This is a genomic window from Yoonia sp. SDW83-1, from assembly GCF_046762885.1.
Lineage (GTDB): Bacteria > Pseudomonadota > Alphaproteobacteria > Rhodobacterales > Rhodobacteraceae > Yoonia.
Genome location: NZ_JBKQXO010000002.1, coordinates 179,233 through 203,885, shown reverse-complemented (window position 1 = coordinate 203,885; position 24,653 = coordinate 179,233). Strand labels below are relative to the sequence as shown.

The 24,653-nt window shown below is 57.8% G+C and carries 25 protein-coding genes; 12 read left to right on the top strand and 13 right to left on the bottom strand.

The features are described 5' to 3' along the window. The first annotated feature begins 24 nt into the window (after positions 1 to 24). The gene (locus ACFWW4_RS03310) at positions 25 to 831 is read left to right on the top strand and encodes a DNA polymerase beta superfamily protein (protein ID WP_411889557.1); all 807 of its coding nucleotides are present in this window, start codon (positions 25 to 27) and stop codon (positions 829 to 831) included. A gap of 82 nt (positions 832 to 913) precedes the next feature. Further along, positions 914 to 3,328 carry a DNA topoisomerase (ATP-hydrolyzing) subunit B gene (gyrB, locus tag ACFWW4_RS03305; protein WP_411889556.1) on the top strand — a complete coding sequence of 805 codons (2,415 nt, stop codon included), beginning with the start codon at positions 914 to 916 and terminating at the stop codon, positions 3,326 to 3,328. Here the strand turns inward: gyrB and ACFWW4_RS03300 are convergent, their stop codons facing one another. Further along, the gene (locus tag ACFWW4_RS03300) at positions 3,329 to 4,363 is read right to left on the bottom strand and encodes an AbrB family transcriptional regulator (RefSeq protein ID WP_411889555.1); all 1,035 of its coding nucleotides are present in this window, start codon (positions 4,361 to 4,363) and stop codon (positions 3,329 to 3,331) included. 11 nt (positions 4,364 to 4,374) lie between these two features. Next, the gene (locus ACFWW4_RS03295; protein ID WP_411889554.1) at positions 4,375 to 5,031 is read right to left on the bottom strand and encodes a phosphotransferase; all 657 of its coding nucleotides are present in this window, start codon (positions 5,029 to 5,031) and stop codon (positions 4,375 to 4,377) included. 211 nt (positions 5,032 to 5,242) lie between these two features. Between ACFWW4_RS03295 and ACFWW4_RS03290 the strand changes: the two genes are divergently transcribed. Next, complete coding sequence (locus ACFWW4_RS03290) at positions 5,243 to 5,977, top strand: class I SAM-dependent methyltransferase (RefSeq protein ID WP_411889553.1); 735 nt, start codon at positions 5,243 to 5,245, stop codon at positions 5,975 to 5,977. Positions 5,978 to 6,192: 215 nt separating this feature from the next. Here ACFWW4_RS03290 and ACFWW4_RS03285 read toward each other — a convergent pair whose 3' ends face one another. Both ACFWW4_RS03285 and ACFWW4_RS03280 read right to left on the bottom strand, forming a co-directional pair. Next, positions 6,193 to 7,098, bottom strand: a complete 906-nt coding sequence (locus ACFWW4_RS03285; RefSeq protein ID WP_411889552.1) for a rhodanese-related sulfurtransferase — start codon at positions 7,096 to 7,098, stop codon at positions 6,193 to 6,195. Positions 7,099 to 7,121: 23 nt separating this feature from the next. Further along, a complete protein-coding gene (locus tag ACFWW4_RS03280; protein WP_411889551.1) occupies positions 7,122 to 8,369 on the bottom strand; it encodes an Hsp70 family protein in 1,248 nt (415 codons plus the stop codon). Between the two features lie 121 nt (positions 8,370 to 8,490). Between ACFWW4_RS03280 and ACFWW4_RS03275 the strand changes: the two genes are divergently transcribed. The 3 genes from ACFWW4_RS03275 to pncA are packed head-to-tail and all read left to right on the top strand — an operon-like array spanning position 8,491 to position 10,429. Then, a complete protein-coding gene (locus tag ACFWW4_RS03275) occupies positions 8,491 to 9,267 on the top strand; it encodes a metallophosphoesterase (RefSeq protein ID WP_411889550.1) in 777 nt (258 codons plus the stop codon). 38 nt (positions 9,268 to 9,305) lie between these two features. Beyond that, positions 9,306 to 9,839 carry an AAA family ATPase gene (locus tag ACFWW4_RS03270; RefSeq protein ID WP_411889549.1) on the top strand — a complete coding sequence of 178 codons (534 nt, stop codon included), beginning with the start codon at positions 9,306 to 9,308 and terminating at the stop codon, positions 9,837 to 9,839. Continuing rightward, positions 9,836 to 10,429, top strand: coding sequence for a bifunctional nicotinamidase/pyrazinamidase (gene pncA / locus ACFWW4_RS03265; RefSeq protein WP_411889548.1), 594 nt, complete (start codon positions 9,836 to 9,838; stop codon positions 10,427 to 10,429). Before ACFWW4_RS03270 ends, pncA begins: the two co-directional genes overlap by 4 nt. Here the strand turns inward: pncA and ACFWW4_RS03260 are convergent. The 9 genes from ACFWW4_RS03260 to ACFWW4_RS03220 form a co-directional block, all read right to left on the bottom strand. Continuing rightward, positions 10,426 to 11,280 (bottom strand): DMT family transporter, encoded by an 855-nt coding sequence (locus tag ACFWW4_RS03260; protein WP_411889547.1) that lies wholly within the window; start codon positions 11,278 to 11,280, stop codon positions 10,426 to 10,428. The genes pncA and ACFWW4_RS03260 overlap by 4 nt on opposite strands. Positions 11,281 to 11,296: 16 nt before the next feature. Continuing rightward, positions 11,297 to 12,148, bottom strand: a complete 852-nt coding sequence (locus ACFWW4_RS03255) for an ABC transporter permease (protein ID WP_393932915.1) — start codon at positions 12,146 to 12,148, stop codon at positions 11,297 to 11,299. 3 nt (positions 12,149 to 12,151) lie between these two features. Beyond that, positions 12,152 to 13,420: an ABC transporter permease gene (locus tag ACFWW4_RS03250; RefSeq protein ID WP_411889546.1), complete on the bottom strand. Its 1,269-nt coding sequence runs from the start codon at positions 13,418 to 13,420 to the stop codon at positions 12,152 to 12,154. A gap of 68 nt (positions 13,421 to 13,488) precedes the next feature. Next, on the bottom strand, positions 13,489 to 14,541 hold the full coding sequence (locus ACFWW4_RS03245) for an ABC transporter substrate-binding protein (protein ID WP_411889545.1): 1,053 nt from the start codon (positions 14,539 to 14,541) through the stop codon (positions 13,489 to 13,491). Between the two features lie 64 nt (positions 14,542 to 14,605). After that, on the bottom strand, positions 14,606 to 15,706 hold the full coding sequence (locus tag ACFWW4_RS03240) for an ABC transporter ATP-binding protein (protein WP_411889544.1): 1,101 nt from the start codon (positions 15,704 to 15,706) through the stop codon (positions 14,606 to 14,608). A gap of 185 nt (positions 15,707 to 15,891) precedes the next feature. Further along, positions 15,892 to 17,463 (bottom strand): GMC family oxidoreductase, encoded by a 1,572-nt coding sequence (locus tag ACFWW4_RS03235; protein WP_393932907.1) that lies wholly within the window; start codon positions 17,461 to 17,463, stop codon positions 15,892 to 15,894. Between the two features lie 14 nt (positions 17,464 to 17,477). Continuing rightward, positions 17,478 to 17,996 carry a twin-arginine translocation signal domain-containing protein gene (locus ACFWW4_RS03230; protein ID WP_411889543.1) on the bottom strand — a complete coding sequence of 173 codons (519 nt, stop codon included), beginning with the start codon at positions 17,994 to 17,996 and terminating at the stop codon, positions 17,478 to 17,480. Positions 17,997 to 18,027: 31 nt separating this feature from the next. Then, positions 18,028 to 18,423, bottom strand: coding sequence for a VOC family protein (locus ACFWW4_RS03225; protein WP_411889542.1), 396 nt, complete (start codon positions 18,421 to 18,423; stop codon positions 18,028 to 18,030). An 88-nt stretch (positions 18,424 to 18,511) separates the two neighbouring features. After that, positions 18,512 to 18,802 carry a ribbon-helix-helix domain-containing protein gene (locus ACFWW4_RS03220; protein WP_393932901.1) on the bottom strand — a complete coding sequence of 97 codons (291 nt, stop codon included), beginning with the start codon at positions 18,800 to 18,802 and terminating at the stop codon, positions 18,512 to 18,514. Positions 18,803 to 19,082: 280 nt separating this feature from the next. On the opposite strand from ACFWW4_RS03220, the gene ACFWW4_RS03215 reads away from it, so the two are divergent. The 6 genes from ACFWW4_RS03215 to lptB all read left to right on the top strand — a co-directional run bounded on the left by ACFWW4_RS03215 (position 19,083) and on the right by lptB (position 24,633). After that, positions 19,083 to 21,095: a putative bifunctional diguanylate cyclase/phosphodiesterase gene (locus ACFWW4_RS03215; protein ID WP_411889541.1), complete on the top strand. Its 2,013-nt coding sequence runs from the start codon at positions 19,083 to 19,085 to the stop codon at positions 21,093 to 21,095. 77 nt (positions 21,096 to 21,172) lie between these two features. Then, a complete protein-coding gene (locus ACFWW4_RS03210; protein WP_411889540.1) occupies positions 21,173 to 21,784 on the top strand; it encodes a ribonuclease D in 612 nt (203 codons plus the stop codon). After that, the gene (locus ACFWW4_RS03205) at positions 21,784 to 22,752 is read left to right on the top strand and encodes an SIS domain-containing protein (RefSeq protein ID WP_411889705.1); all 969 of its coding nucleotides are present in this window, start codon (positions 21,784 to 21,786) and stop codon (positions 22,750 to 22,752) included. The genes ACFWW4_RS03210 and ACFWW4_RS03205 overlap by 1 nt, the downstream gene beginning before the upstream one ends. Before the next feature lie 3 nt (positions 22,753 to 22,755). Then, positions 22,756 to 23,355, top strand: coding sequence for a hypothetical protein (locus ACFWW4_RS03200; protein WP_393932893.1), 600 nt, complete (start codon positions 22,756 to 22,758; stop codon positions 23,353 to 23,355). A 4-nt stretch (positions 23,356 to 23,359) separates the two neighbouring features. Next, entirely contained in the window at positions 23,360 to 23,872 is a 513-nt protein-coding gene (gene lptA / locus ACFWW4_RS03195) for a lipopolysaccharide transport periplasmic protein LptA (RefSeq protein WP_411889539.1), read from the top strand. Then, complete coding sequence (lptB, locus tag ACFWW4_RS03190) at positions 23,872 to 24,633, top strand: LPS export ABC transporter ATP-binding protein (protein ID WP_411889538.1); 762 nt, start codon at positions 23,872 to 23,874, stop codon at positions 24,631 to 24,633. Before lptA ends, lptB begins: the two co-directional genes overlap by 1 nt. Positions 24,634 to 24,653 lie beyond the last annotated feature (20 nt).

Genomic DNA, 24,653 nt, shown 5'->3' with positions numbered 1-24,653 from the left:
CAGAAGAACTGCTAAGGCGGGCACATGACCAAAGCTGTTTCCACCAAAATGCGTCAAACCATTCTGGCGCGCCTTGATCAAATCGCGGCGGAGGAAGGGATCACCATCCTCCTCGCCATCGAATCCGGTTCACGGGCCTGGGGATTTCATTCGCCAGACAGCGACTATGACGTGCGCTTCATCTATGCCCGCCCCGTGGATTGGTTCCTCACCTTTGGAAAGAAACGGGATGTCGTTGAACGGCTGATTGACGACCTGCTCGACATCTCCGGCTGGCAGTTGGACAAGGCGCTTGGCCTCGCGCTGAAAGGCAACGCCGTGCTGGGCGAATGGCTGCAGTCGCCGATCATCTATCAATCCGTTCCGGACGCCCATGCGCGGATCATCGATTTCTGCAAACAGGCCATGCAGCCGCGCCCGATGATGTGGCATTATCTGTCGCTGGCCGAACAGCACGAAAAACGCACCCATCTCGTAGACGGGCGTGTGCGGCTCAAACGGCTGTTCTATGCGCTGCGACCCGCGCTTGCCTTGCGCTGGATGCACCTGAACGACCACCAGATGCCACCGATGGACATGACCCGCCTCTGCGACGGGGCAGACCTTAGCGCGGCAGAGGCAACAGCAATCCAATCGCTGATCACGCTCAAGATCGCGCGGGCCGAAAAAGCGGTCGGAGAAGCTCCTGATCCAATCATTTTCCAGATCATCAATACCGCTCTCAAACAGACCCGCGAAGCCCTTGCAGACAGCCCCGACAAGCAATCGTTTGCCACACTGGAAACGCAGGCAAATCAGCTGCATATCGACCTGACCAAGTCATTGACCTGAAACCACAAAATATTGTGCCAATTGCGTGACAATACCGTCCAAAACGCATATATTTTGCGGGTAAAGACATGGGACAAGTGACATGGCCGACGAGAATAATAATCCAGAAGAATACGGCGCCGATTCCATCAAAGTTCTCAAAGGGTTAGAGGCGGTTCGCAAGCGCCCCGGCATGTATATCGGGGACACCGATGATGGCTCGGGCCTGCACCACATGGTGTACGAGGTCGTGGATAACGGAATTGATGAGGCTTTGGCCGGCCACGCGGACCATGTTTACGTCAAAATCAACACCGACGGGTCCGTCACCGTGGGCGATAACGGGCGCGGTATCCCGGTCGGCATCCACGAAGAAGAGGGCGTGTCGGCGGCAGAGGTCATCATGACCCAACTCCACGCTGGCGGCAAATTCGACAGTAACTCCTACAAGGTCTCCGGCGGTCTGCACGGTGTGGGTGTGTCCGTGGTCAACGCCCTGTCGGATTTCCTCGAACTGCGCATCTGGCGCGACGGCAAGGAACATTACGCCCGGTTCGAAGGCGGGTTCACAGCCGAACACCTGCGCGTAGAAGGCCCCGCCAATGGGCGCAAAGGAACCGAGGTTACATTCCTCGCCTCCACCGACACGTTCAGCAACCGCGACTATGACTTCCACATACTGGAAAAGCGGCTGCGCGAACTGGCTTTCCTGAACTCCGGCGTGCGCATCATCCTCGAAGACCTGCGGCCTGCCGAACCGCTCAAGACCGAACTGTTCTACGAAGGCGGCGTCAAGGAATTCGTCAAATATCTCGACCGGTCCAAGACCCCTCTGATGGACGCCCCGATCTATGTGGCTGGCGAACGCGACGATATCGGGGTTGAGGTCGCGATGTGGTGGAATGACAGCTACAATGAAATGGTGCTGCCCTTCACCAACAACATCCCCCAGCGGGATGGCGGCACGCATATGGCGGGCTTCCGCGGTGCGCTGACGCGTGCCATCGCCAAATATGCAACCGAAACCGGAATCACCAAAAAGGAAAAGGTGTCGCTGACAGGCGATGACGCCCGCGAGGGTCTGACATGCGTGCTGTCGGTCAAGGTCCCCGATCCCAAATTCTCCAGCCAGACCAAGGACAAGCTCGTCAGCTCAGAAGTACGGCCCGCCGTCGAAAGCCTGATGAACGAAAAACTAAGCGAGTGGTTCGAGGAAAACCCAGCCGAGGCGCGGGCGATCATCACCAAGATCGTCGAAGCCGCCGCCGCCCGGGAGGCCGCGCGCAAGGCCCGCGAAATCCGACGTAAATCCGCGATGGACGTCAACTTCAACGCCTCGAAACTGAAAGACTGCTCCGAAAAAGACCCCTCCAAGACCGAGGTTTTCCTTGTCGAGGGCGACAGCGCCGGCGGCTCTGCCCAAACAGGCCGCGACCGGCAAACCCAGGCCATCCTGCCGCTCAAAGGGAAAATCCTGAACGTTGAACGCGCGCGTTTCGACCGGATGCTGTCGAGCCAGGAAATCGGCAACCTCGTCATGGCACTCGGTACCGGTATTGGGCGCGACGAATTCAACATCGACAAGCTGCGTTATCACAAGGTCATCATCATGACCGACGCCGATGTCGACGGGGCCCATATCCGGACCCTGCTGCTCACGTTCTTCTTCCGGCAGATGCCTGAACTGATCGAAGGCGGCTATCTCTACATCGCGCAACCCCCGCTTTACAAAGTCGCACGCGGCAAGTCCGAGGTCTACCTCAAGGATCAGGCAGCCATGGACGAATACCTGATCGAACAAGGTATCGAAGGCGCGCTCTTGCGCCAGGGCAATGGTGAGGAAATCACCGGCGCTGACCTGCGCCGCGTGGTGGACGAGGCACGGCAGCTCAAGCGAGTGTTGGAGGCTTTCCCAACCCACTACCCCCGGCACATCCTCGAACAGGCGGCCATCGCCGGGGCGTTCGTGCCCGGCGTCGTGGAAAGCGACCTGCAAGGGACCGCAGACCGAGTGGCCGAACGGCTCAACCTGATCGCGCTCGAATGGGAACGCGGCTGGCAGGGCCGGATCACGCAGGACAAGGGCATGCGGCTGGCACGGATGCTGCGCGGCGTGGAAGAGGTGCGCACGCTCGACGGCCCAATGCTGCGATCGGGCGAGGCACGGCGCACGGGCACCTTCACGCAAAGCCTGCAGGACGTCTATAACCTGCCCGCAACACTGGTCCGCAAGGACCGCAGCCAGGTCATCCATGGGCCGCTCGACTTGTTCCAGGCCATCCTGGAAGAGGGCGAAAAGGGGCTGTCCCTGCAACGCTACAAGGGTCTGGGCGAAATGAACCCCGACCAGCTATGGGAAACCACGCTGGACCCCGATGCGCGCACGCTCTTGCAGGTCAAGGTCGAGGATCTGGCCGAAGCCGATGACCTGTTCACCAAACTGATGGGCGATGTGGTCGAACCCCGGCGGGAATTCATCCAGACCAATGCGCTCAACGTCGAAAATCTGGATTTCTGATCAACGCCGCAGCCACCTGAACACCAGCGGCGCCATGCCAATCACCATGGTGATCCGGATCACATGCATGACCGACACATAGGCGACATCCTGATCCATCGCGAGCGTCAGCAGCGACATTTCCGTCAGACCACCGGGGGAGTAAGCCAGAAACGCCTGCGCCAATGGCAGGCCACTGATCCATACCAATACTTCGGCAAAGGCGAGAGTGATCACAAGCATCCCCACCGATGCGACCGCAGCGAGGCTTAGGTCACGCCGTACCTCTGCAAGGGTCGCCCCCGCAAACCGTGTGCCGATGATCGTACCCATCGTGACCTGGGCGGCAATGACGAACAGGCTCGGCGGTGGCACGGTAACCCAGCCCGCCACATGGGCCACACCGCTCAGGATCATCGGACCAAAGACCGGGGCGGCAGGCAAATGGGCCATGCGGCCCAGCCACGTACCTGCAACCGCGCAGGCGGCAAGGATCACATAATCGCTGACACTCAGCGCCGTCAGGTCCACCCAGTTCGACGCAGCCGTACTGCCGCCGGACACACCCAGAACCAACCCAAAGAACAACGCCACAAACACGATCACAACCAGGATGCGCGCGGCATGGGCCAGCGCGATCCGGCGCTCATCACCACCGGCCTCACCACCCACGATCAGCATTTCATTCAGCCCGCCCGGCATGGCCGCAAAATAGGCGGTCACCGGGTCATAATCACCCACGCGGCGATAGATAAAATAAGAAAACGCCGCCGCGCAGGCCAGAAAGACAGGCAGTAAAATCAGCGTCAAAAGCCATGATCCCAACTGACCCAACAGTTCTGCCGTGATGGCAGAGCCCAGCATCACCCCAATCACCGGAATCACAAAGGGGCGCAGCCGGGCCGGGGCCACAACCGGCGCCTTCATCATCGCTGCAACCGTGTTCCCAATCATCGGGCCCAGCATCCATGGCAGCGGCAAGCCCGCAAAATAGGCTGCAATTCCGCAGATCAACCCAAGGATCAGCGCGAAAATCTGCGGTTTGGCCTCAACCATAAAGCGCCCCGTCAAAGCAGCGTAGGCCGGTGCGCATCAAATGCCGTCGCTTCGCACTGCCAATGTCTGAAATGCCCGTCATCCGCCAACCTCTTCGCCGCCTCCGGGCCAATCATGTCAGCCGCCGCATCTGGACTAGCCATGTGATGCAGCACCTCCGACACCATGTCCAGCAGCGCTGGATCACAGGGCGCGCCATAGCTGTCACAGATCAGCCGTAACCTGCGATGGTCCACCGCCGCATCCGCACGGGACCAATGGACCATATCAGGCGCCGCAAATGAAAGCGGCACCATCCAATAAGCGAGATATGCCAGATCGCGCAGCCGCGGCCCGGGACCCGCAAGATCAAAGTCAATCACACCCACTGGCAGCCCGCCCCGCCAGATCAGGTTGTAGGGCGCAAAATCATTATGGCAGATCACTTGGCGCTGGTCGGGATCGGGATAGCAAAACGCCCATGACCGACTTCCGCCGCCAAAACCCTCGGTCGCATCATGCATCCGGCGCAACATAGTCGCCGCAGCAATCAAGGCACCATCACCTGACCACATATCATCCGGAAAAGTCGTAGCTCCCGGAATATAAGACAGCACCTCGCGACCTTGATCATCCAGCCCGAGGTATTTCGGCGCTTGGGTGAAGCCGCTACGATCCAAATGACTCATCAGGTCGTGAACCGCAGATGCATGCGGGCCAACAGGACGACGAACGGTATCACCTATCCGGACAACGCCACTAGTTACGTTGCCTCCAGTAAGCGGACTTGGATCTTCTCGTGGGAACATGCGAACCTCTATGGCGATGGTACGTGGGACGGTCAATTGCAGCCCCAAATCTGGAATGCTACGCCAGTCGGAAGATGCAGGAGCATGCAAGATGGATAACTTCGGACCGGCTACATTTGGCGAACTGAACGCCGATGATTACGACGAACTCCATGATCCGGGAACGACAGACGAAACCGTCGCTTTAATCTCCAGTATGGTTGGCACGGGCCGGATGCTGGAATTGGCCATCGGAACCGGCCGGGTCGCGCTGCCGCTTGCAAAGCGCGGGTGCGACATCTCCGGCATCGACGGGTCACCCGACATGGTCGCCAAACTACGCGCCAAACCAGGAGGCGACAAAATACCGGTTAAGATCGGTGACTTTGCCGATGTCGATATCTCCGGGACGTTCGATCATGTCTTTCTGGTCTTCAACACGTTGTTCAATCTGCAAACCCAAGACGATCAGGTCCGCTGTTTTGCCAACACAGCCAAACGGCTGAACCCCGGTGGCACCTTTCTGATCGAAGCATTTGTGCCGGATTTCACCGGTTTCACAGACAACCAACGCGTGAAAACCAAACGGGTGGATGCGCAATCTGTCTGGCTCGAGGCCGTGCAGCATGATCCGGTCAACCAAATCTTTGACTTTCAACGCATCCGGATCACTGAAGCCGGTACCAAACTCATGCCGTTACCGCTGCGATACGCGTACCCGGCAGAGATTGATCTGATGGCGCGCTTGGCCGGTTTGCGCCTGAAGCATCGGTGGGGCAACTGGGACAGATCAGCATTCACCGCCGACAGCACTTTCCATATCTCCGTTTATGAGAAACCTGTCTGATCACGCAGGTCGGATAGTATCTTGATCAATCGTTAACAGACACCTGCGCACGCACCCTTAACCCACCCCCACCGCGCGTTGGAGTCCGACGTTTTGCCGACGCAAGTCCGACGCGATGCCGACAGGGCGATTTGGCCTGCAACACCAGCGTTAACGCATGATTCGGATGGCATTGACCGTTGCGCGCCCGAATTCCACCGCGCGCCAGCTTAACCTTACAAACCGCCGATGTGATGCGTACCGCGTTTCCTGGCCAAAGCGATCTGTTTCTGCCTTTCGCGAAACCGGGCCTTGTCGTCCCCCGAGGTCTCATCCACGCATTGATGACACGCTACGCCTTCCTCATAAGCCGGATGTTCCTCGTCCTCCGGTCGCAAGGGCCGCCGACAGGCATGACACAGGATATGCGGCCCTTCCTCTAACCCATGCCCGACACTGACCCGCGCATCAAAGACAAAGCATTCGCCGTCCCATTTGCTCTCGGCTTCCGGCACCTCTTCGAGGTATTTCAGGATGCCACCTTTGAGGTGATACACATCCTCAACCCCTTGACCCATCAGGTAATTCGTTGATTTTTCGCATCGAATCCCACCAGTGCAGAACATCGCAATGCGCTTGTTATGGAACCGGTACTTGTTTTCTTCCCACCAAGCGGGGAATTCCCCAAAGCTCTTGGTCTGCGGGTCAATCGCCCCGTCAAAGGTGCCAATCGCCACCTCGTAACCGTTGCGCGTGTCGATCACAGCTACATCCGGCGCGCTGATCAGTTCGTTCCAGTCGGCAGGGTCGATATAGTTTCCCACTCGCGCCACCGGGTCCACGTCCGGCTGGCCCATCGTCACGATTTCCTTTTTCAGCCGGACCTTCATGCGGTGAAACGGCGGGGTCGTCGCCGTACTTTCCTTCCACTCCAGATCGGCACAACCGGGCAAGGTGCGGATATGGGCGATCACCGCATCGACCCCGGCGCGATCACCTGCAATCGTTCCGTTGATGCCCTCCTGCGCCAACAGCAGAGTCCCGTGAATTCCCTTTGATTTACAAAGGTCTAAAAGCGGGCCACGCAAGGCGGCGGGATCGTCAAATCGGGTGAAGTGATAGAGGGCGGCAACTGTAAACATGGGCTTCAAATACGCCTCCGCGCTCAAAGGGGCAAGTCGCGGGATGCCGCAATCGCCAGCCCGTCAGCCACCGCCGTAAATGCCTCTGTCCGCTCCAGCTCCGCCTGTGGAAACATCGCAACCATTGCCCCTTCCACCACCTGCATCAGGCTGGAGCCGCCGACGAAGACGATTTTGCTAATCCGCCCGGGATCTACACCCGCCATAGTCAGCGTCTCTGCTGCGCAGGCGCTTATAGCGGCTGCGTGCTCGGCCAGCACGGCATCCAGTGCATCCTGTGTCAGACGCGCCCAAAGCTCTGGCTCCACGACACGCAGATCAATCCCGGCATCCGTCACATGCGGCTTGTTGATCTGAATCTTCCCGGCCTCGACAGCAAAGGCAATGTCATGGCCCAGTTCCATTTCAAGAACGGATTTCAACCGATGAAACAGCACCGGTTCGATCCCAAGCTTGGCAAAATCAGCGACCATGCGCCGGTTCTCCGCTGTATAAAGAAATGGGATTTTCTGCCATGTCGCCAGATCGTTAAAGATCGCGTTGGGCGCCACATGCCGCCCGTTGCCAAGTGTATTCCGGACCTCTGCCCCGCGTCCCAGCAGCGGCATGACATGGGCGATGCTGATGGCTCGATCGAAATCCGTGCCGCCCACCCGCACACCGTGGCTGGCAATGATCCGAGTCGCCGCACCTTCGCGCCGGAACACAGAGAAATCTGATGTACCGCCCCCGATATCGACAATCAGACCCAACTGATCGCGGCGCAGTGGCCCGCTGGCCAGCGCGGCTGCCTCGGGTTCGAACATGAAATCGACGGCGTCGAAACCGGCAACCATGTAAGCCTCGCGCAGATCAACCTCGGCCTGGGCATTGCGTGCATCATCGGACGAATGGAACCGCACAGGCCGGCCAGAGATTGCCCAGTTATAGGTTTCTCCAGTCTCGGCCTCTGCCCGTTCGCGTATCATCTGCAGGAAACGCGCGACAACCTCGATCAGGGTCAGCCTTTCATAGGCAATCTGCCGTTTTTCCCGCATCAGCGGCGTACCCAGTACGGATTTAAGCGCGCGCATGAACCGCCCCTCGCGCCCGTCGATCAATGCCGCATTGGCCACCGATCCATAGGTCGTGACCTTGCGGTCATAATCAAAGAAAACCGATGTCGGCAGAACCGTTCGCCCCGGTTCGACCGAAATCAAATGCGGACGCCCCGCGACCATCACCCCCGCTGCTGTGTTGGAGGTCCCAAAGTCGATACCCAATGTCGCCATTATTGCCTCCTGTCCGAATGGTGAAAGGCGCGCGTTCTAGGCAGGCCAGCGCCAAGATGCAACCCCGTCCCGGACTTGATCCGGGACCTCCAACAGGTCAGCGTGGACGCAGGAGGCACATATGACGAAAATCATCTGGATGACCGACCCGCATTTCCAGAACGAAGGGATGGTCGGCGACCTTAACCCGCGCACGCGGCTAAAAGCGGCCATCGACCACATGAATACGCATCACGCCAATGCGGATTTCATGGTTCTGACCGGCGATCTTGTCGGCGACGATAACGAAGGCGACTACACGCTGCTCGCCACCTATCTCGCCCAGTCGAAAATCCCTGTCTATCCGCTGGTAGGCAATAACGACGACCGCGCCGGGTTCCGGGCGCATCTGTCACTGCCGGACGGGACCATGGATGACTTCATCCAATACAGTATCGACACATCCGAAGCCAAGTTCCTCTGCCTCGACACCCATAGGGTCGGCTCTCACGCTGGTCAATTCTGCGCGGCCCGGCAGGCGTGGCTGACTGACAAGCTCAGCACTGACAAACTCACCTATATCTTCATGCACCACCCACCGATGGACCTAAATCTGCCACCCCAAGACACCATCAAACTGCAAGAGGGCGATGCCTTCCTCAACCTAATCCACGGCAATGTCCAACACCTGTTCATCGGACATGTCCACCGGCCAACCTGCGGTACGATCCGGGGTATCCCCTTTGCCACGCTCGGCGCGTTGTCATTCCAGGCCCCGGCACCAAGACCGGTATGGGATTGGGACAGTTTCGTGCCCGCTCATGAGGCCCCGCATTACGGCGTCCTTTACGTCGAAAACGGCAACACAACTCTGCAATATACCCAATTCTGCGCCTACGACGTTGGCATCGAAAGCTAGCGCTTTTCATCCGACAGTTGCGCGGCTACGAAGCCGACATGCAACGCGTCATGATCTGTGGTGGGCCGGGGTCCGGCAAAAGCACGCTTGCCCGGATCATGGGCGAACGGACGGGTTTGCCTGTCTACCATATGGATCATATTCACTGGACACCCGGTTGGGTGGAGCGGGACAAGGCCGAAAAAACACCGCTGGTTCTGGATATCATTGCGCGGGACAGCTGGGTGTTCGAGGGTGGTCATTCCAAGACCTACGATGCGCGTGCTGCCCGATCTGATGTGTTCATTTGGTTGGACTTGCCGGTATCGCTCCGCTTTGCGCGGGTTTTTTGGCGGACGTTGCGCGATCTTGGCAAGGTGCGGCCGGACATGGCCGAGGGTTGCCCCGAAACATTCGGACATCAGACGCTGGAGTTCTGGTGGTGGATCTGGACAACCCGCAACACAAACCGCAACCGCTTGAACCGCCTGGTCGCCGACCATCCCCACCTTATCGTCCACCATTTGCAAACCCGCTCGCAGGTTGCCGCGTTCATTGCTAACCTGCCGGCGAAACAGGAGACTTCCGCATGACACACGCCCTGATCGTCATCGACGTGCAAAACGATTTCTGCCCCGGTGGCGCGCTGGCGGTTGCGGGGGGTGATGAGATTGTCCCCGGCATCAACGCTGCCATGAATGATTTCGCTGCCGTAATCCTGACGCAGGACTGGCATCCGGCAGGGCATTCTTCTTTCGCATCAACCCACAACGCCGCGCCGATGAGCGTGACTGAAATGCCCTATGGCCCACAGGTCCTGTGGCCTGATCACTGCATTCAGGGATCAACAGGCGCGCAGTTTCACCCCAATTTGCATGTAGACCGGACCGATTTGATTATCCGCAAAGGGTACAATCCAGCGATTGACAGCTATTCGGCCTTTTTCGAGAACGACAAGACGACGCCGACAGGGTTGGAGGGGTACTTGCGCACCCGTGGTATCGACACGCTGACGCTTGTTGGCCTCGCCACTGATTTCTGCGTGAGTTATTCGGCAGTGGATGCTGCACGGCTGGGGTTCAAGGTGACGGTACAGACCGATCTGTGCCGGGCCATTGATTTTGACGGCTCGCTGGCCGCTGCCAAAGCGGGAATGAAGGAAGCGGGCGTGACACTGGCCTAGCGCCCGCGCCCTGCGAACCAAACGGATGATACCCCCGCGACCATGATGACGGTCAGCCCGGCAAGGCTGAGCGGATCGGGCCATTGTTCGAAAACGACCAGTCCGATGATCATCGCCGCCAGCAATTGGCTATAGATCAGCGGCGCGATGACACCGGCGGGTGTTGTCCGGTTCACAAGCACCAACAGCATATTGCCGGCTGCCGATCCCAGTGCAGAGATCGTGATCAGGCCGATAAACGGCAGGGAAAGATCAGGGAGCGATTGAAAGGCGAATGGCATCAGCATGATGGCCCCGATCACTAGTTGCGACAGCAACAGAAAGCGCGGTCGAAAATCACCGGCTAGCCAGCGCGTGGCCACAAGGTAGGTCCCGTGAAAACAGCCTGCCAGAATCGCAAAGCCCATGCCGACGGTCATCCCGAAACCGGGCCGGACCACCACAAGAACCCCAAGAAAGCTGACCATCAACAGCAATGTACGCGGCACGCTGATCTTTTCCCGCAGCAGAATGGCGGACAGGAAATAGGACACGATTGGTCCGACAAAGAATCCACCAAAGACATTGGCCATCGGTTCGGTTTTCAGCGCGGTCAGGATGCACACGATTCCGCCCACGATCAGCCCCGCACGCAGAGCCAGCCGCCAGTCGAGGATGAGCCGTAGTTCTTGCCGTTGCAGCCCGCAAAACGGTGCCAGCAGAACCGCCGCAAGGGCAAAGCGGGTCCATGCCACGAAAGTCTGTGGAAAACCGGAGCCGGTCAGCACGGTGGCCGCCGCGTCGCCGCCCACGATCAGGAACATCGCCAGCACGACCATGCCGATCACACGGCCGGAATAGCTGCCGGTCATTGCCGTGATGAAGGCGCTATAGCCCTTCCCCCCGCATCCGCTCGGACCGTCGCCGCAGCGCTTCAAGCGTGAACAGCATCGCAGCCGACAGGACGACAAGCAGGGTGGCAACCGCCAGTATCGTCGGGTTGATCTGTTCGCGCAGGCCAGAAAACATTTGGCGCGGGATGGTCCGCTGCTCTGGTCCAGCGAGGAACAGGACTAGCACGACCTCATCAAACGACGTCACGAAGGCGAACAGCCCGCCGGATATCACACCGGGCCGGATCAGGGGGATGACAACGTCCCAGAAGACCTTGACCGGCGATGCCCCAAGACTGAGCCCCGCAATGAAAAGCGACCGGTCAAACCCGCTAAGTGTGGCTGTGACAGTGATGATGACGAACGGCACGCCCAGCGCCGCATGTGCGATGATCAGGCCGGTATAGGTTCCGACCAGATTGAACTGCGTGTAGAAAAAGAACATGCCCGCCGCGATGATGATCAATGGCACGATCATCGGGGATAGCAGCAGTGCAGTGATCAGCCGCTTGTAAGGCATCCAGGGCGAGGCCAGCCCGACCGCTGCAACAGTCCCCAGCAGCGTTGCCAGAATGGCCGCGGCGAAGCCCACGATAAAGCTGTTCTTGATGGCGAGCGTCCATTTCTCATCATCGAAGATTTCCTTGTACCAGCGCAGCGAATAGGCGTCGGGGTCAAGTGCCAGCATGCCTTCGGTGAAGGTGAAAAAGGGTTCCGCATTGAAAGATAGCGGGATGATCACAAGGATCGGTAGCATCAGGAAGATCAGCACAAGCGCTGCAAACCCGCGCAGGGCGTAGTGCCCGGCGATGTGCCACAGATTGTAGTATTCTGGAAACCGGCCCATGCCCTAGCCCAACTTGATATTGGCCGCGCCGACAAAACGGTCGAAGAGCCAGTAAAGAACAAGGATCAGGAGCAGAAGCAAAGCGCCCAGCGCCGCCGCCAGTTCCCAGTTATTGGATTGCTGCATGTGGAAGGCGATGATGTTGGAAATCATCTGGCCATCCGTACCACCCACAAGGGCGGGGGTGATGTAATAACCGACCGAGATGATGAACACGAGCAATGCCCCGGCGGACAAGCCCGGCAAGCTCATCGGCAGGTAGATGCGGAACCATGCCGCCAAAGGTCTACTGCCCATCGACATGGCTGCCCGCATGTAGCTGCTGTCGATACCCCGCATCACCGAATAAAGCGGCAGGACCATGAAGGGCAGCAGAATATGTGTCATGGCGATGATGGTCGAAAACTGGGTGTAAAGCAGTTCCAGCGGATCATCCCGCAGCCCGAAGGCCTGCAAGGTCGAATTGACAACCCCGTTGGTCTGCAACAATGCGATCCATGCGGTGGTGCGCACCAGAAGCGAAGTCCAGAAGGGCAACAGCACAAATACCATCAGCGCATTGCTGAGGCTGGTGGACGTGTTGGCCATGAAGTAAGCCAGCGGATATCCCAAAAGCACTGTTGCGACTGTTATGATCAGGGCCATCCACAGGGTCTTGGTATAAAGTTTGACGTAGATCTGCGTGTCTCGCGCCTGAATTTCGCCCGCGCTCCCGCGTTCAAGGTCAAGAGAGGTGAGGTAATAATCCAGCGAATAGGCTCGCCCCGCATCCTTGATCGCGCGCCATGTTTCGGGTTCCGCCCAGCGGTCATTGGCGTCGATCAGCAGGGCCGGACCGTTCGCGGCGAGTTCGGCATCATCGACGCGACGCACCGCGCGGGCGGTGGATTTCACAACGCTCGACATTCCCGGTAATGCCCGGTTGATTTCATCCGCGAGCCTACCGGATGTGCGGTCATTCGCTAGACGCTTCAGATCAATGGCAAATTGGGTCAGCACCGCATCGGAGGGGCGTTCGTCACTTTGTTCCCATCCCCGCAATGCCACGAGCGTATCCGGTAAAAGATCGGCAACCGTCGGATTGTAAACACTGCGGTACAGCATCGTGGTGATTGGGGCCACGAATGAGAACAGGATGAATATCAGCAGCGGGGTCACAAACAGAAACGCCTGCAGTCGCCGCTTGCGGACCTCGCGCGCTGCGCTGCGCGCGTCATCGCGGTTCAGGCCCGGTGCTAAGGGCTTTTTTGCAAGTGTTGCTGTGTCGGTCATTGCCGTCGGATATCTTTTGGTCAGGGACATCGCGCGACTGATCGCCGCGCGATGTCGTTTTCAGCGCCTTATTGCAGCAGCCATTCGTTGAACTTTTCGCCCAGCGTTTCGCCGTAGTCCGCCCAGAAGATGCCGTCGGCCTTCAGGCCCACATCAAGATGTGCGGTGGGCAGATCCTGCTTGATGGCTTCCGGCAGCAAGGCTTGGGCCGAGCGGCGAGTAGGGCCATAAGCCACGTCCTGCATGCCAGACAGCGGCACCGTCCGCGTGGCGAAGGAAATGAATTCCATTGCCTTTTCCATGTTGGGTGTGCCTTTCATGATCGCCCAGACATCAAGGTCATAGACATGGCTGTCCCACACGATGGTGAAGGGCGCGCCTTCATCCTGAATGGCCGCAAAAATACGACCATTGGCGGACTGCACCATCTGTGCGCCCCCGTCATTCAGTAGAACGGGGGCCTGGCTCCAGCTGTCATACCAGACGATATCATCCTTGATCGTGTCCAGCTTGGCGAAAGCACGCGCCTGACCTTCTTCGGTCGACAGAACGTCGTACACTTCTTCCATCGGAACACCATCGGCAATCAATGCCCATTCCATGTTCACCTGTGGCCGCTTGCGCAACCCACGCTTGCCGGGGAAGTTTTCGGTGTCGAAGAAGTCTGCGATTGTCTGCGGTCCTTCGCCATTGGCGTTGTTATAGGCAAAGACGATGGACCAGACGATATTGCCCACGCCGCATTCATTCGCCAGCGCCTCGGGGATGAAATCATCGGCGGCAGCCGCCCCATCATCGCCAGCTGGCAGGACAGACTGGTCAATGACTTCCAGATAGCCCTCAGCGCAGGCGCGTTCGAGGTCGATCACCTCGATATCGACGACGTCCCACTGGATGTTGCCGGCTTCGACCTGGGCTTTCATCTCAGCCACGCCGCCGCCGTAATCCTCAAACAGGATGTTCGTGCCAGTCTCGGCCACGAACGGGTCAATCATATGTTCCTTCTGGGCAGCACCATAAGCCCCGCCAAAGGACGTCACCGTCAGGTCCTGGGCTGATACCGAACTCGCGCAAAGCGCAAGTGCCGCTGCACCAGCCATCAATTTCAGATGTCGCTTCATCATTCTCTCCTTGTTCGTCCCGGGCGTTCATCAGGGCCCCGGTTTTCCCCGTTCGACCGCACCGTCAGGTGGCGGCCGGAAATGCGATACAATCCGTAGTCAACCAAAGCAGCTTTCCATCCTGGCCGTCGCTGAATTCAGGCGCGGACAGGTCATTGAGCATCTTGATCACGATATCCGTGCCGTCGGGCAGACGGAAATAGTAGCGAATGAAATCACCCACATAGATGCGCGACATGAACCGGGCGGTGATTTCGCTGTCATGGGCATGGGTTGTTGGGTGAATAAACAGCTTTTCCGGTCTGACAGAGACGCGGCAGGGTGCACCAGCGATCAGCCCGTCAGAGGTTTGCGCGATCACCGTTGCCCCACCGGGTGTGGTGACATAGACCAGACCTTCATTGATCCGTTCGACCTGTCCGTTGATGAAGTTATTCTCGCCAATGAAATCCGCAACAAAGGCGTTGGCGGGCCGCTCGTATAACTCGGCAGGGGCGGCGCATTGCTGCACGATCCCGTCGTTGAAAACGGCGATCCGGCTGGACATCGACAGCGCCTCTGCCTGATCGTGGGTCACGTAGATGACGGTGAAACCCAACTTCTTGTGCAGGCGGGTGATTTCATACTGCATCTGTTCGCGCAGGTTCTTGTCCAGAGCGCCCAAAGGTTCATCCATCAAAATCAGGGTCGGTTCAAAGATCATCGCGCGGGCCAGCGCGACCCGCTGGCGTTGGCCACCCGACAGTTGCCCGGGAAAACGACCGCCGAAATCCTCAAGCTCAACCAGGGCGAGGTATTCGGCCACCCGCGCCTTGATATCCGGTTTGGACATGTTTCGCACGGTCAGCGGATAGGCCAGATTCTGCGCGACCGTCATATGTGGAAACAGGGCATAGTTCTGGAAGACCATACCGATATTGCGCAGATAGGGGGCTGTTTTGTTGATGGACTTGCCCTCGATGGCGATCACACCGGATGTGACGCTTTCGAACCCGGCCAGCATCATCAGGACAGTTGTTTTTCCTGACCCCGATGGTCCCAGAAGGGTGATGAACTCACCCTGCTGGACATCAATATTGAATCCTTTGACTACCAGCGTTTTCTGGTCATAGCTCTTTTTGACATCATCGAATTTCAGAAAAACATCAGACTTAATGTCTGTCATCGGAAATCATCCCGTCCCTTTGGCCGCCCGCCCTGTTTGAGCGTCGCCAAAGCACACCCCACTCACCAAATGGAGTTAATCAGCCAATGTAAGGTTTGACAACTCCGCAATAGCGATTGGAACGAGGGAAAGGAAAACCGGCTTGGGGCTGCCCCAAGCCGGTCGCTGCTTTGTGAATTACCGCCTTAGATGTTTCCGGCGTTCATCTCTGCGGCGATGTGATCCGCCTGCCGGATCGCAAGCGCCACAATAGTCAGGGTCGGGTTTTCAGCAGCCCCGGTGGTGAACTGGCTACCGTCCGAGACAAACAGGTTCGCTATGTCATGCGTCTGCCCCCACTTGTTGACGACCCCGTCGCGTGGATTTTCGGACATCCGGTTGGTGCCAAGGTTATGGGTCGACGGATACGGCGGTGTCGGGAAGACCCGGGTGGCGCCCACGGCCTCGTAAACCGCCATGCCCTGTTTGTAAGCGTGGTTGCGCATGGCGATGTCGTTGGGGTGATCATCAAAATGCACATTTGGTGCGGGCAACCCGTATTGGTCCGTTACATCATAGTTCAGGGTGATACGGTTGGTCTCTTGCGGCATGTCCTCGCCCACGATCCACATGCCTGCCATGTTTTCGTAGCTATCGAGCGCCGTTGTGAATTCACGCCCCCATCCGCCAGGATCGAGGAATGCCGCCATGAATGGCAGGCCCAGTGCCAGCGTTTCAAGTTCATACCCGCCCACGAAGCCGCGTGACGGATCATGCCGCGCCTCGTCCTGGATGATCCCGGCCATGGTGGTGCCGCGCCACATCTTCACCGGCTTGTCGAAGGTCGCATAAACCGATCCGGTCATGTGCCGCATATAGTTCCGCCCAACCTGGCCGGAGGAATTGGCAAGCCCATCAGGGAACATGTTGGAGGCAGAGTTGAGCAGCAGGCGTGGGCTTTCGATGGAGTTGCCCGCGACGCAGACGATCCGTGCGCTTTGTCGCTGTTCGTTACCATCCGCGTCGGCGTACACAACACCGGTGACCTTGCCACTGTCGTCATGTTCAATGCGCAGCACATGGGCGCGCTCGCGCACCTCCAGATTGCCGGTCTCTTCGCCTGCGGGGATATCAGTATAGGCCGATGACCACTTGGCGCCCCATTTGCAGCCCTGAAAGCAGAAGCCTGTCTGCTGACACGCCATGCGCCCGTCATTTTCGGCGGAATTGATCGCCATGCGCCCGGTGTGGACCTCTTTATAGCCCAGCGCCTTTGCGCCCGCTTCGAACACCTTGTAATTGTTGCTACCGGGCAGACCTGCGCGCCCACCAGTGCGGGTGACACCCAGCTTGTCCTCGGCCTTGGTGTAGTAGTCGTCCATCTCGCGCGGATCGATGGGCCAATCCAGCAGGTTTGCGCCCTGCACATTACCGTAATTGGTCTTTGCCTTCCACTCGTGATCTTGAAAGCGTAAGGATGCGCCGGCCCAGTGGGTCGTGGTCCCCCCTACAGCTTTCACGATCCAGGCTGGCAGGCCGGAAAAGTCATTGGCGACCCGCCAGTCACCTGACGTGGTGCGCGCATCAAGCCAAGCCAGTTGCCCGAAACTTTCCCATTCATCATTGATGTAATCTTGCGGTAGATACCGCCCGCCTGCCTCAAGCGCGACAACACTCACGCCTTTCTGAGCCAGTTCGTTTGCCAAAACCCCGCCGCCCGCGCCGGTTCCGATGATGACGACAACGCTGTCGTCGCTTAGTTCAAATGGTGCAGCCATTGTTCCGCCCTCCCTCAGATCCAGTTGATGTCGTCAAAGCCGCGGTCGATGTAACCGCCTTGGCTGTAGCTTTCGCCCTCATAGCCAAAAAGCGGCCAGACCGCTTTCTGGTTATAGAGGCCGGTCACCAGCCCGCCGCGCACCATCTGGAAAAAGGCGCTGTTTTCCATGCCCCGCAGAATATCGACGCGGTCGCGTTCCCAGCCTGTATCGACATAACTGGCAAAACCCTTACCGACTGCTGCCGCATTCAGGGCGGCGATGCCTGCCTCGACCATGTCTTTGGCATCTTCGCTGTCGTAGCCTTTGACTGCTGTCGCATAGTATTCGTCAGCCACATGGTCATGCGGATAGATGTCGCGTGCCATCTGGATCAGCGTGGCCATTGTGGCTGGTTGCAAGTGCGCCACTTCCATGGCCCAGGCCGCCGTGCTGCTGGCTACATAGCTGGTGCCCACGACGAATGCGGCTCCCAAGGCCGCGCTGCGCGATAGCAGGTCGCGCCGTGTCATATGTGATGTTTGGTCTTTCATGGATCTGATCTCCTCCCAAAGTTCAATTCCGTTAGTGGTAGCGGCCCGCCCTTTGCAGGACCTCAATCTGGTATCCATCCGGATCCTGAATGAAGAAAAATCGGGCCAGCGGTTCGCCGCCTGGGGCGAAATCGACAATCTTGCGCGGCTCATACCCCGCATCCGCCAGACGCTTGTGCTCGGATTCCAAGTCATCGACGCAAAACGCCAGATGCCCGTACCCATCGCCCAGATCGTAAGGATCAGTGCGGCCCTTATTGATGGTCAGTTCTAGCTCAAAGCTGTTTTCGTGATTGCTCAAGTAAACAAGCGTGAAGCTGTCAAAATCCAGCCGCTCGGCTGCCGTTAGCCCGAACGCATCTTCGTAAAACCGAACGGAGCGTTCTTCATCCAGAACGCGGATCATTGAATGGATAGCCTTGGCCATCTGGTCCTCCAATCGCTGACTGCTTGTATTGGCAGTCTGCGGGACCACGGCCACTGGCGGGTAGTATCGTGGTACTACATGCGCTGAATTATTCAGCCGCGATCGTTTTGCCCGCTGCAAGGATCTGTTCCTGCCGGATCAGACAAGCGCAGCGCAGAAGCGAGGTAAAATTGGGCGCTTCGCCCCGTAGTTCCAGCACTTCGGCATGAAGTTTGGAGATAAACGCGGGCGTCGTCATGCCTTCGTGTTGGGCAATACCATCGACGATGCACCAGAAATTACGTTCCAACCGAATACTCGTGCTTTGACCGTTCAGCCGCAATCGGCGCGTGACCGGGGTGTACCCTTCCGGATCCTGACCCGCAAAAACCTGACACATGAAAGATGCCCCCGCTGAATGGAATGCAAATATCTTTGTCCCTTAGCCGGATTTTAGCAATCCCCAGAAGTTGCGGCACTCATATGCTGAGCACCCATATCTAGGCTGTGACGGAGAATGTGCCCGCTGCTTTGGCTCATGGGCCGTTTTGCCCGTAGCATATGTGCGCCCTCACCCGAGGCGGCTGGATCATGTCAAAGACATTCCCATCAAATGCACCGCAACTTAAACTTAATCTCTGTCTTTCATGGTCCCTGACGAAGGAAAGTGGGATTCGTCAATGCACCGGCTGCGCGCCATATTTAGATGGGGAACACGCCATATCGATCCAGAACGGCTCTGGGTCCAATATGGCTTTGCCCTGCTGTTGACGCTTTGCCTGCTGACGGCCGTCCATTTTGTCAGCGATGCAATCGGGCGGCATAGTGACTCTGCTACCGAAGCAATCGACGCAAGCGGGCGCCTCGCGGTGCAAAGCCAGCAGATTCTGCTGCTTGCCCAGAATGCGTCGGGTCTTGATGGCGCGGAGCGTGATGCAATGGTGCAGCTGACCCAGGACTTTAAGACGACGTATCGGGCCCTTCTTCAGAGTGAAATCTGGGCGAACCGGTTGCAAGATCACTACGATGGTGGCCTGACCCCACTGATCACCGAATTTGCAGGTCTGGCAAACCAGATGGCCATTCGTCCAGCCGAAGAAAGTCCCGCCATCGTCTCGCGTCTGCAGGAGTTGCACGGCCCGCTAGGGATGTTCGAGGCCCTTCAAACATCGGCCAGCCTGTTCACGGCCCAGTCACGCTCCGAGGCGTTGCGTCTGCAATACATACTCGACACGATCCTGATCATCTCTGGCGTGGCATTGGTTGTTGTTGCTCTTTTCATTTTTCTGCCCGCCCAAATGATGGTGAAATCAGTGATCAAGGAACTGCGAAACAAGACCGCCGTTCTTTGCAGTTCTCAAAAACAGCTGCGGGACATGAATGATCAGTTGAACCATCTGGTCAGCCATGATGCACTGACGGGCCTGCCCAACCGGGCGCATATGTCAGAGTTCATGAACAACCTGATGGACGCGGGCAAGGTCAGAAAATACGGTGTGTTATTTATTGGTCTCGACGGTTTCAAGGCGATCAATGACACGATTGGACACGAAAGCGGCGATCTGTTGCTGACCTCTGTGGCGGGTCGATTACAACGTTGCGTTGACGATGACGACCTCGTGGCAAGGGTCGGCGGTGACGAATTTCTGCTCACCACCACAGAACCGCCCGAGGATGTCGCAAAGCGTATTCTGACGACCTTCGAGGATCCATTCGGGATCAACGGACGTAACATCACGCTCACCACAAGTATCGGATATCTGACGACATGTTTTGAAAACCGCCAGCCGGATCAGATTTTGGGGAATGCCGCGATTGCACTGCACGCGGCCAAGTCCGGGGGTGGCCGACGGGCGGTCGCCTATTGTCCGCGTCTGGGCGAGGATTCTGCGCTGATGCGACAGCTACAAATCGAGCTGCGCGATGCAATACGGGATGGTCAGATCGAACCCTGGTTTCAGCCGCAGGTTAATCTGGCGGATGGCACTTTGCATGGCGCAGAAGTGCTGGCCCGCTGGCGGCACCCGACACGTGGCTTGCTGACCCCCGACCGGTTTTTACCCGCCGCAGAACGTGCGGGCCTGATTGTTGAACTGGACCACGCCATCTGGCAGGCGGCGATCCGTCAGGCAGAACGGTGGCAAGCCGATGCTTTATGGCGCCCCAAAATTTCATTGAACGCCGCTCCTGACACTATTGCTGACCCGCATCTGATCGAAAAGCTGTTGAAACGGATACAGGAAGCGTCGCTCGAGTCCGATCAGGTCATTATCGAAGTTCTGGAGACGACGCTGATCGAAAGTGCGGACGATATGGCGGCGATCAATATTGATACGCTTGCCGAATGCGGTATCTCGCTTGATCTGGATGATTTCGGAACCGGGTATGCGTCCTTGTCCAAGCTGACACAGCTTCCGCTGGCAGGTATCAAGCTGGACCGGTCCCTGATAGCGCCGCTGCCTGATGCCGGCGCTGACAGCGTGGTGCGGGCCATTCTTGCGCTGGCGGCCGAATTGGGCCTTTCGGTTGTAGCCGAGGGAATTGAAGAAGCCGAGCAAGCTGAGCATTTGAATGTGCGCGGCTGCGCAATCGGTCAGGGATATGGATTTGGCAGGCCCATGCCACCAAATGAGTTTACCAAATGGCTTGGCAAACACGCAAATGAGCAGTTAGTGGCGGGTCATGCCGCCTGATCGCTGCCGATGCGGGGTTGAGCAATGAAGCCGCAAACCGTATTCCCGACACAGAATATCCCAGAAAGGGGCCTTCCGTGGCAAATCATCTTTATCAAAACGATCTGCCGGATGGGCTGACGCTCGGGCCGATCGTTGCCATCGACTGCGAAACGATGGGTCTGAACCCCCATCGCGACAGGCTCTGCCTGATCCAGATGTCCGGTGGCGACGGCAATTGTCATCTGGTCCAGGTCAGCCCCGGTCAAACCGCTGCGCCCAATCTGTGCGCCATGTTGGAAGACCCGAACGTCTTGAAGCTGTTTCATTTTGGCAGGTTTGATATCGCTGCCCTGCTGAATGCATTTGGCGTTCTGACGGCACCCGTCTACTGCACAAAAATCGCCTCAAAACTGGTGCGCACATTCACGGACCGGCACGGGCTAAAGGTGCTTTTGCAGGACATGGTTGGTGTCGATATCTCCAAACACCAGCAGCAAAGTGACTGGGGAGCCGAGACGCTAACTGACGCACAGCTGGACTATGCCGCATCTGATGTCCTGTACCTCCATCAATTGAAAGACGCCTTTGATGCGCTTCTGACCCGCGAGGGACGCACCGAGATGGCACAGGCCTGTTTTGATTTTCTGCCGACGCGGGCGAAACTCGATCTGGCTGGTTGGCCAGAGATCGACATCTTTTCGCACTGATGGCCGATCATGCGACATTTCTGGCAGCCGGGCGGCGGGTCATCACAGCCGAAGCCCAGGCACTTTCAACCTTAGCCGAAGAACTTGGCGAAGGCTTTGGTGCCGCTATTGATCTGCTGATCAATGCCAAGGGTCGAGTGATTGTCTCTGGCATGGGCAAATCCGGCCACATCGCCCGCAAGATCGCAGCCACATTTGCCAGTACCGGAACGCCAGCCCATTTCGTACATCCGGCCGAAGCGAGCCATGGCGACCTTGGCATGATCACCAGCGCCGATGTGGTTGTGGCCATCTCGAATTCCGGTGAAGTTCCCGAACTGGCAAATCTGGTCGCGTATACCCGGCGCTTTGATATCCCGCTGATCGGTATCTCCAGCCGCAAGGAAAGCAGCCTTGCCACCCAATCCGACATACTGCTGGAGCTGCCGCAACTGGGGGAGGCGTGCAACACCGGCGTTGTGCCCACTACGTCAACCACCATGACGCTGGCGCTGGGCGATGCGCTGGCGGTGGCGTTGATGGAGCATCGGGCATTTACCCCCGAAAATTTTCGCGAATTCCACCCCGGCGGCAAACTGGGCGCGCGGCTGTCCAAAGTTGGTGATCTGATGCACAAGGGCGATACAGTGCCGCTTGTCGCGCGCGACACTCCGATGGGCGACACGCTTCTCACGATCAGTCAAAAGGGGTTTGGGGTTGTGGGCGTGACGGGTGATGATGGCGCCTTGGTCGGCATTATCACCGATGGTGACCTGCGGCGTCATATGACCGGTTTGCTGGATCGCAATGCCAGTGAAGTCATGACAGAAAAGCCCACAACGATCGAACCCGATGCGCTGGCCGAAAAGGCCGTTTCGATCATGAACGAACGTCAGATTACCTGCCTTTTCGTACTGGATAAGGACGCAAAGCGGCAGGTGGCGGGTATCTTGCACATTCATGATTGCTTGCGTGCAGGGGTGATCTGACAGATGAGCAGCCGCGACAATTTTCACTCGCAATTGGTGGGCTGGTCCAAAATACTTCTGCCGCTTTTTGCGCTTGGGTTGTTGTCGACATTATTTCTGTTCTCTCGCCAAACCGGCCAGCAACCCGATATTCCATTTGCGGAGATCGAGGCGATCGCCCGTGATCAGCGCATCAGCGCGCCGCGCTTTTCCGGCGTGACAGATGACGGCGCAATTATCGCGATATCCGCACATAGCGCCAAGCCTGATCTTACCCGGCCCGACACCGTCAGCATCGACCGCATGGCTATGCGCATGGATAATCCTGATGGAAGCCATATCAATGTGACAGCAACAAGTGGTGAGGTTGATGGGCGCGCCGAGATCGCGCATTTTCTGGGCCTTGCTCGCCTTGTCACATCCACCGGGTACGAGATGGAGACGAACGGTTTGACCGCCAAGCTTGATACAGGTGTTGTCACTTCAAACGGTTTGTTGGAAATCCGGGCGCCATTTGGCGAATTGACGGCTGGGCAGGTTACTTTTCAAGTATCTGCGGAAGATACTGGTCAGCAGATGCTTTTCACCGAAGGGGTCCGGCTGATATACAGACCGCAAGACTGACCAGATGATGTCATCAAAGGAAACCCTCGCCGTGTTCAAGAAATTTGCGCTTGCCGCTATCGTGTTTGTTTGTGGCATTGCCGCGGCGCAGGCCCAGACCAGTATCAATCTGGGCGGTGTCACGACAGATAGTACCGACGCGGTCGAGGTGACGGCAGACAGTCTTGCTGTGGATCAGGAGACCGGAACGGCTGTTTTTTCCGGCAATGTTATTGTGGGACAGGGCGAGCTGAAGCTTTCAGCCAGCAGTGTTGAGGTGATTTATGCCGAAGCGAGCGGACAAATTGAGCGACTGATTGCGTCCGGCGGCGTGACCTTTGTGACCGCAACAGATGCCGCAGAAGCGCAAGACGCGGACTATAACTTGGCAGATGGCACTTTGACCCTGACCGGTGATGTCCTGCTAACCCAAGGGGCCAGCGCAATCTCGGCTGAAAAGATGGTGGTAAATGTCACGGATGGTTCTGCCGTGATGGAAGGCCGTGTGCGTACAGTTCTGCAGCAGGGCGAAAACTGATGACGGATGCGCCAACTCTAACTGTGCAAGATGGCGAGGTTGGCCTGAACATCGTCAACCTGCGCAAAAGCTATCGCAAACGGCCGGTCATTCGCGATGTCAGCATCAACCTTGGCCGGGGCGAAGTCGTTGCCCTACTTGGCCCAAACGGATCGGGTAAGACGACCTGCTTTTATGCGATTGCAGGATTGATCACGCCAGAAGGCGGCAAGGTGATCATTGATGGCCGCGATGTGACGACATTGCCCATGTACCGCCGGGCAAAGCTGGGGATCGGATATCTTCCGCAGGAAATGTCGATTTTCCGCGGTATGAATGTTGAAGACAACATCATGGCAATTCTCGAAATTGCGGTGGATGACCGCCACAAACGCCGCGAGCGTCTGGAAGAACTGTTATCGGAGTTTTCGATTGAACACCTGCGCCGGGCATCCGCGATGGCCCTGTCCGGCGGCGAAAGGCGGCGGGTCGAGATTGCCCGTTGTCTGGCGGCGGGTCCGAAGTATGTGCTGTTGGACGAGCCCTTTGCAGGGGTCGACCCTATCGCGGTCGGAGAAATCCGCCACCTGGTTGCCGACCTCAAAAACCGCGGCATCGGCGTGCTGATTACGGATCACAACGTGCAGGAAACACTGCAAATCGTTGACCGCGCCTACATCCTGCACGATGGCAAGGTCCTGATGAGTGGGACAACCGACGAAGTCGTGCAAAATGAAAATGTCAGACGTGTATATCTGGGCGACAACTTCCGCGTAAATTGAATCTGGCCAGAATGATGCCG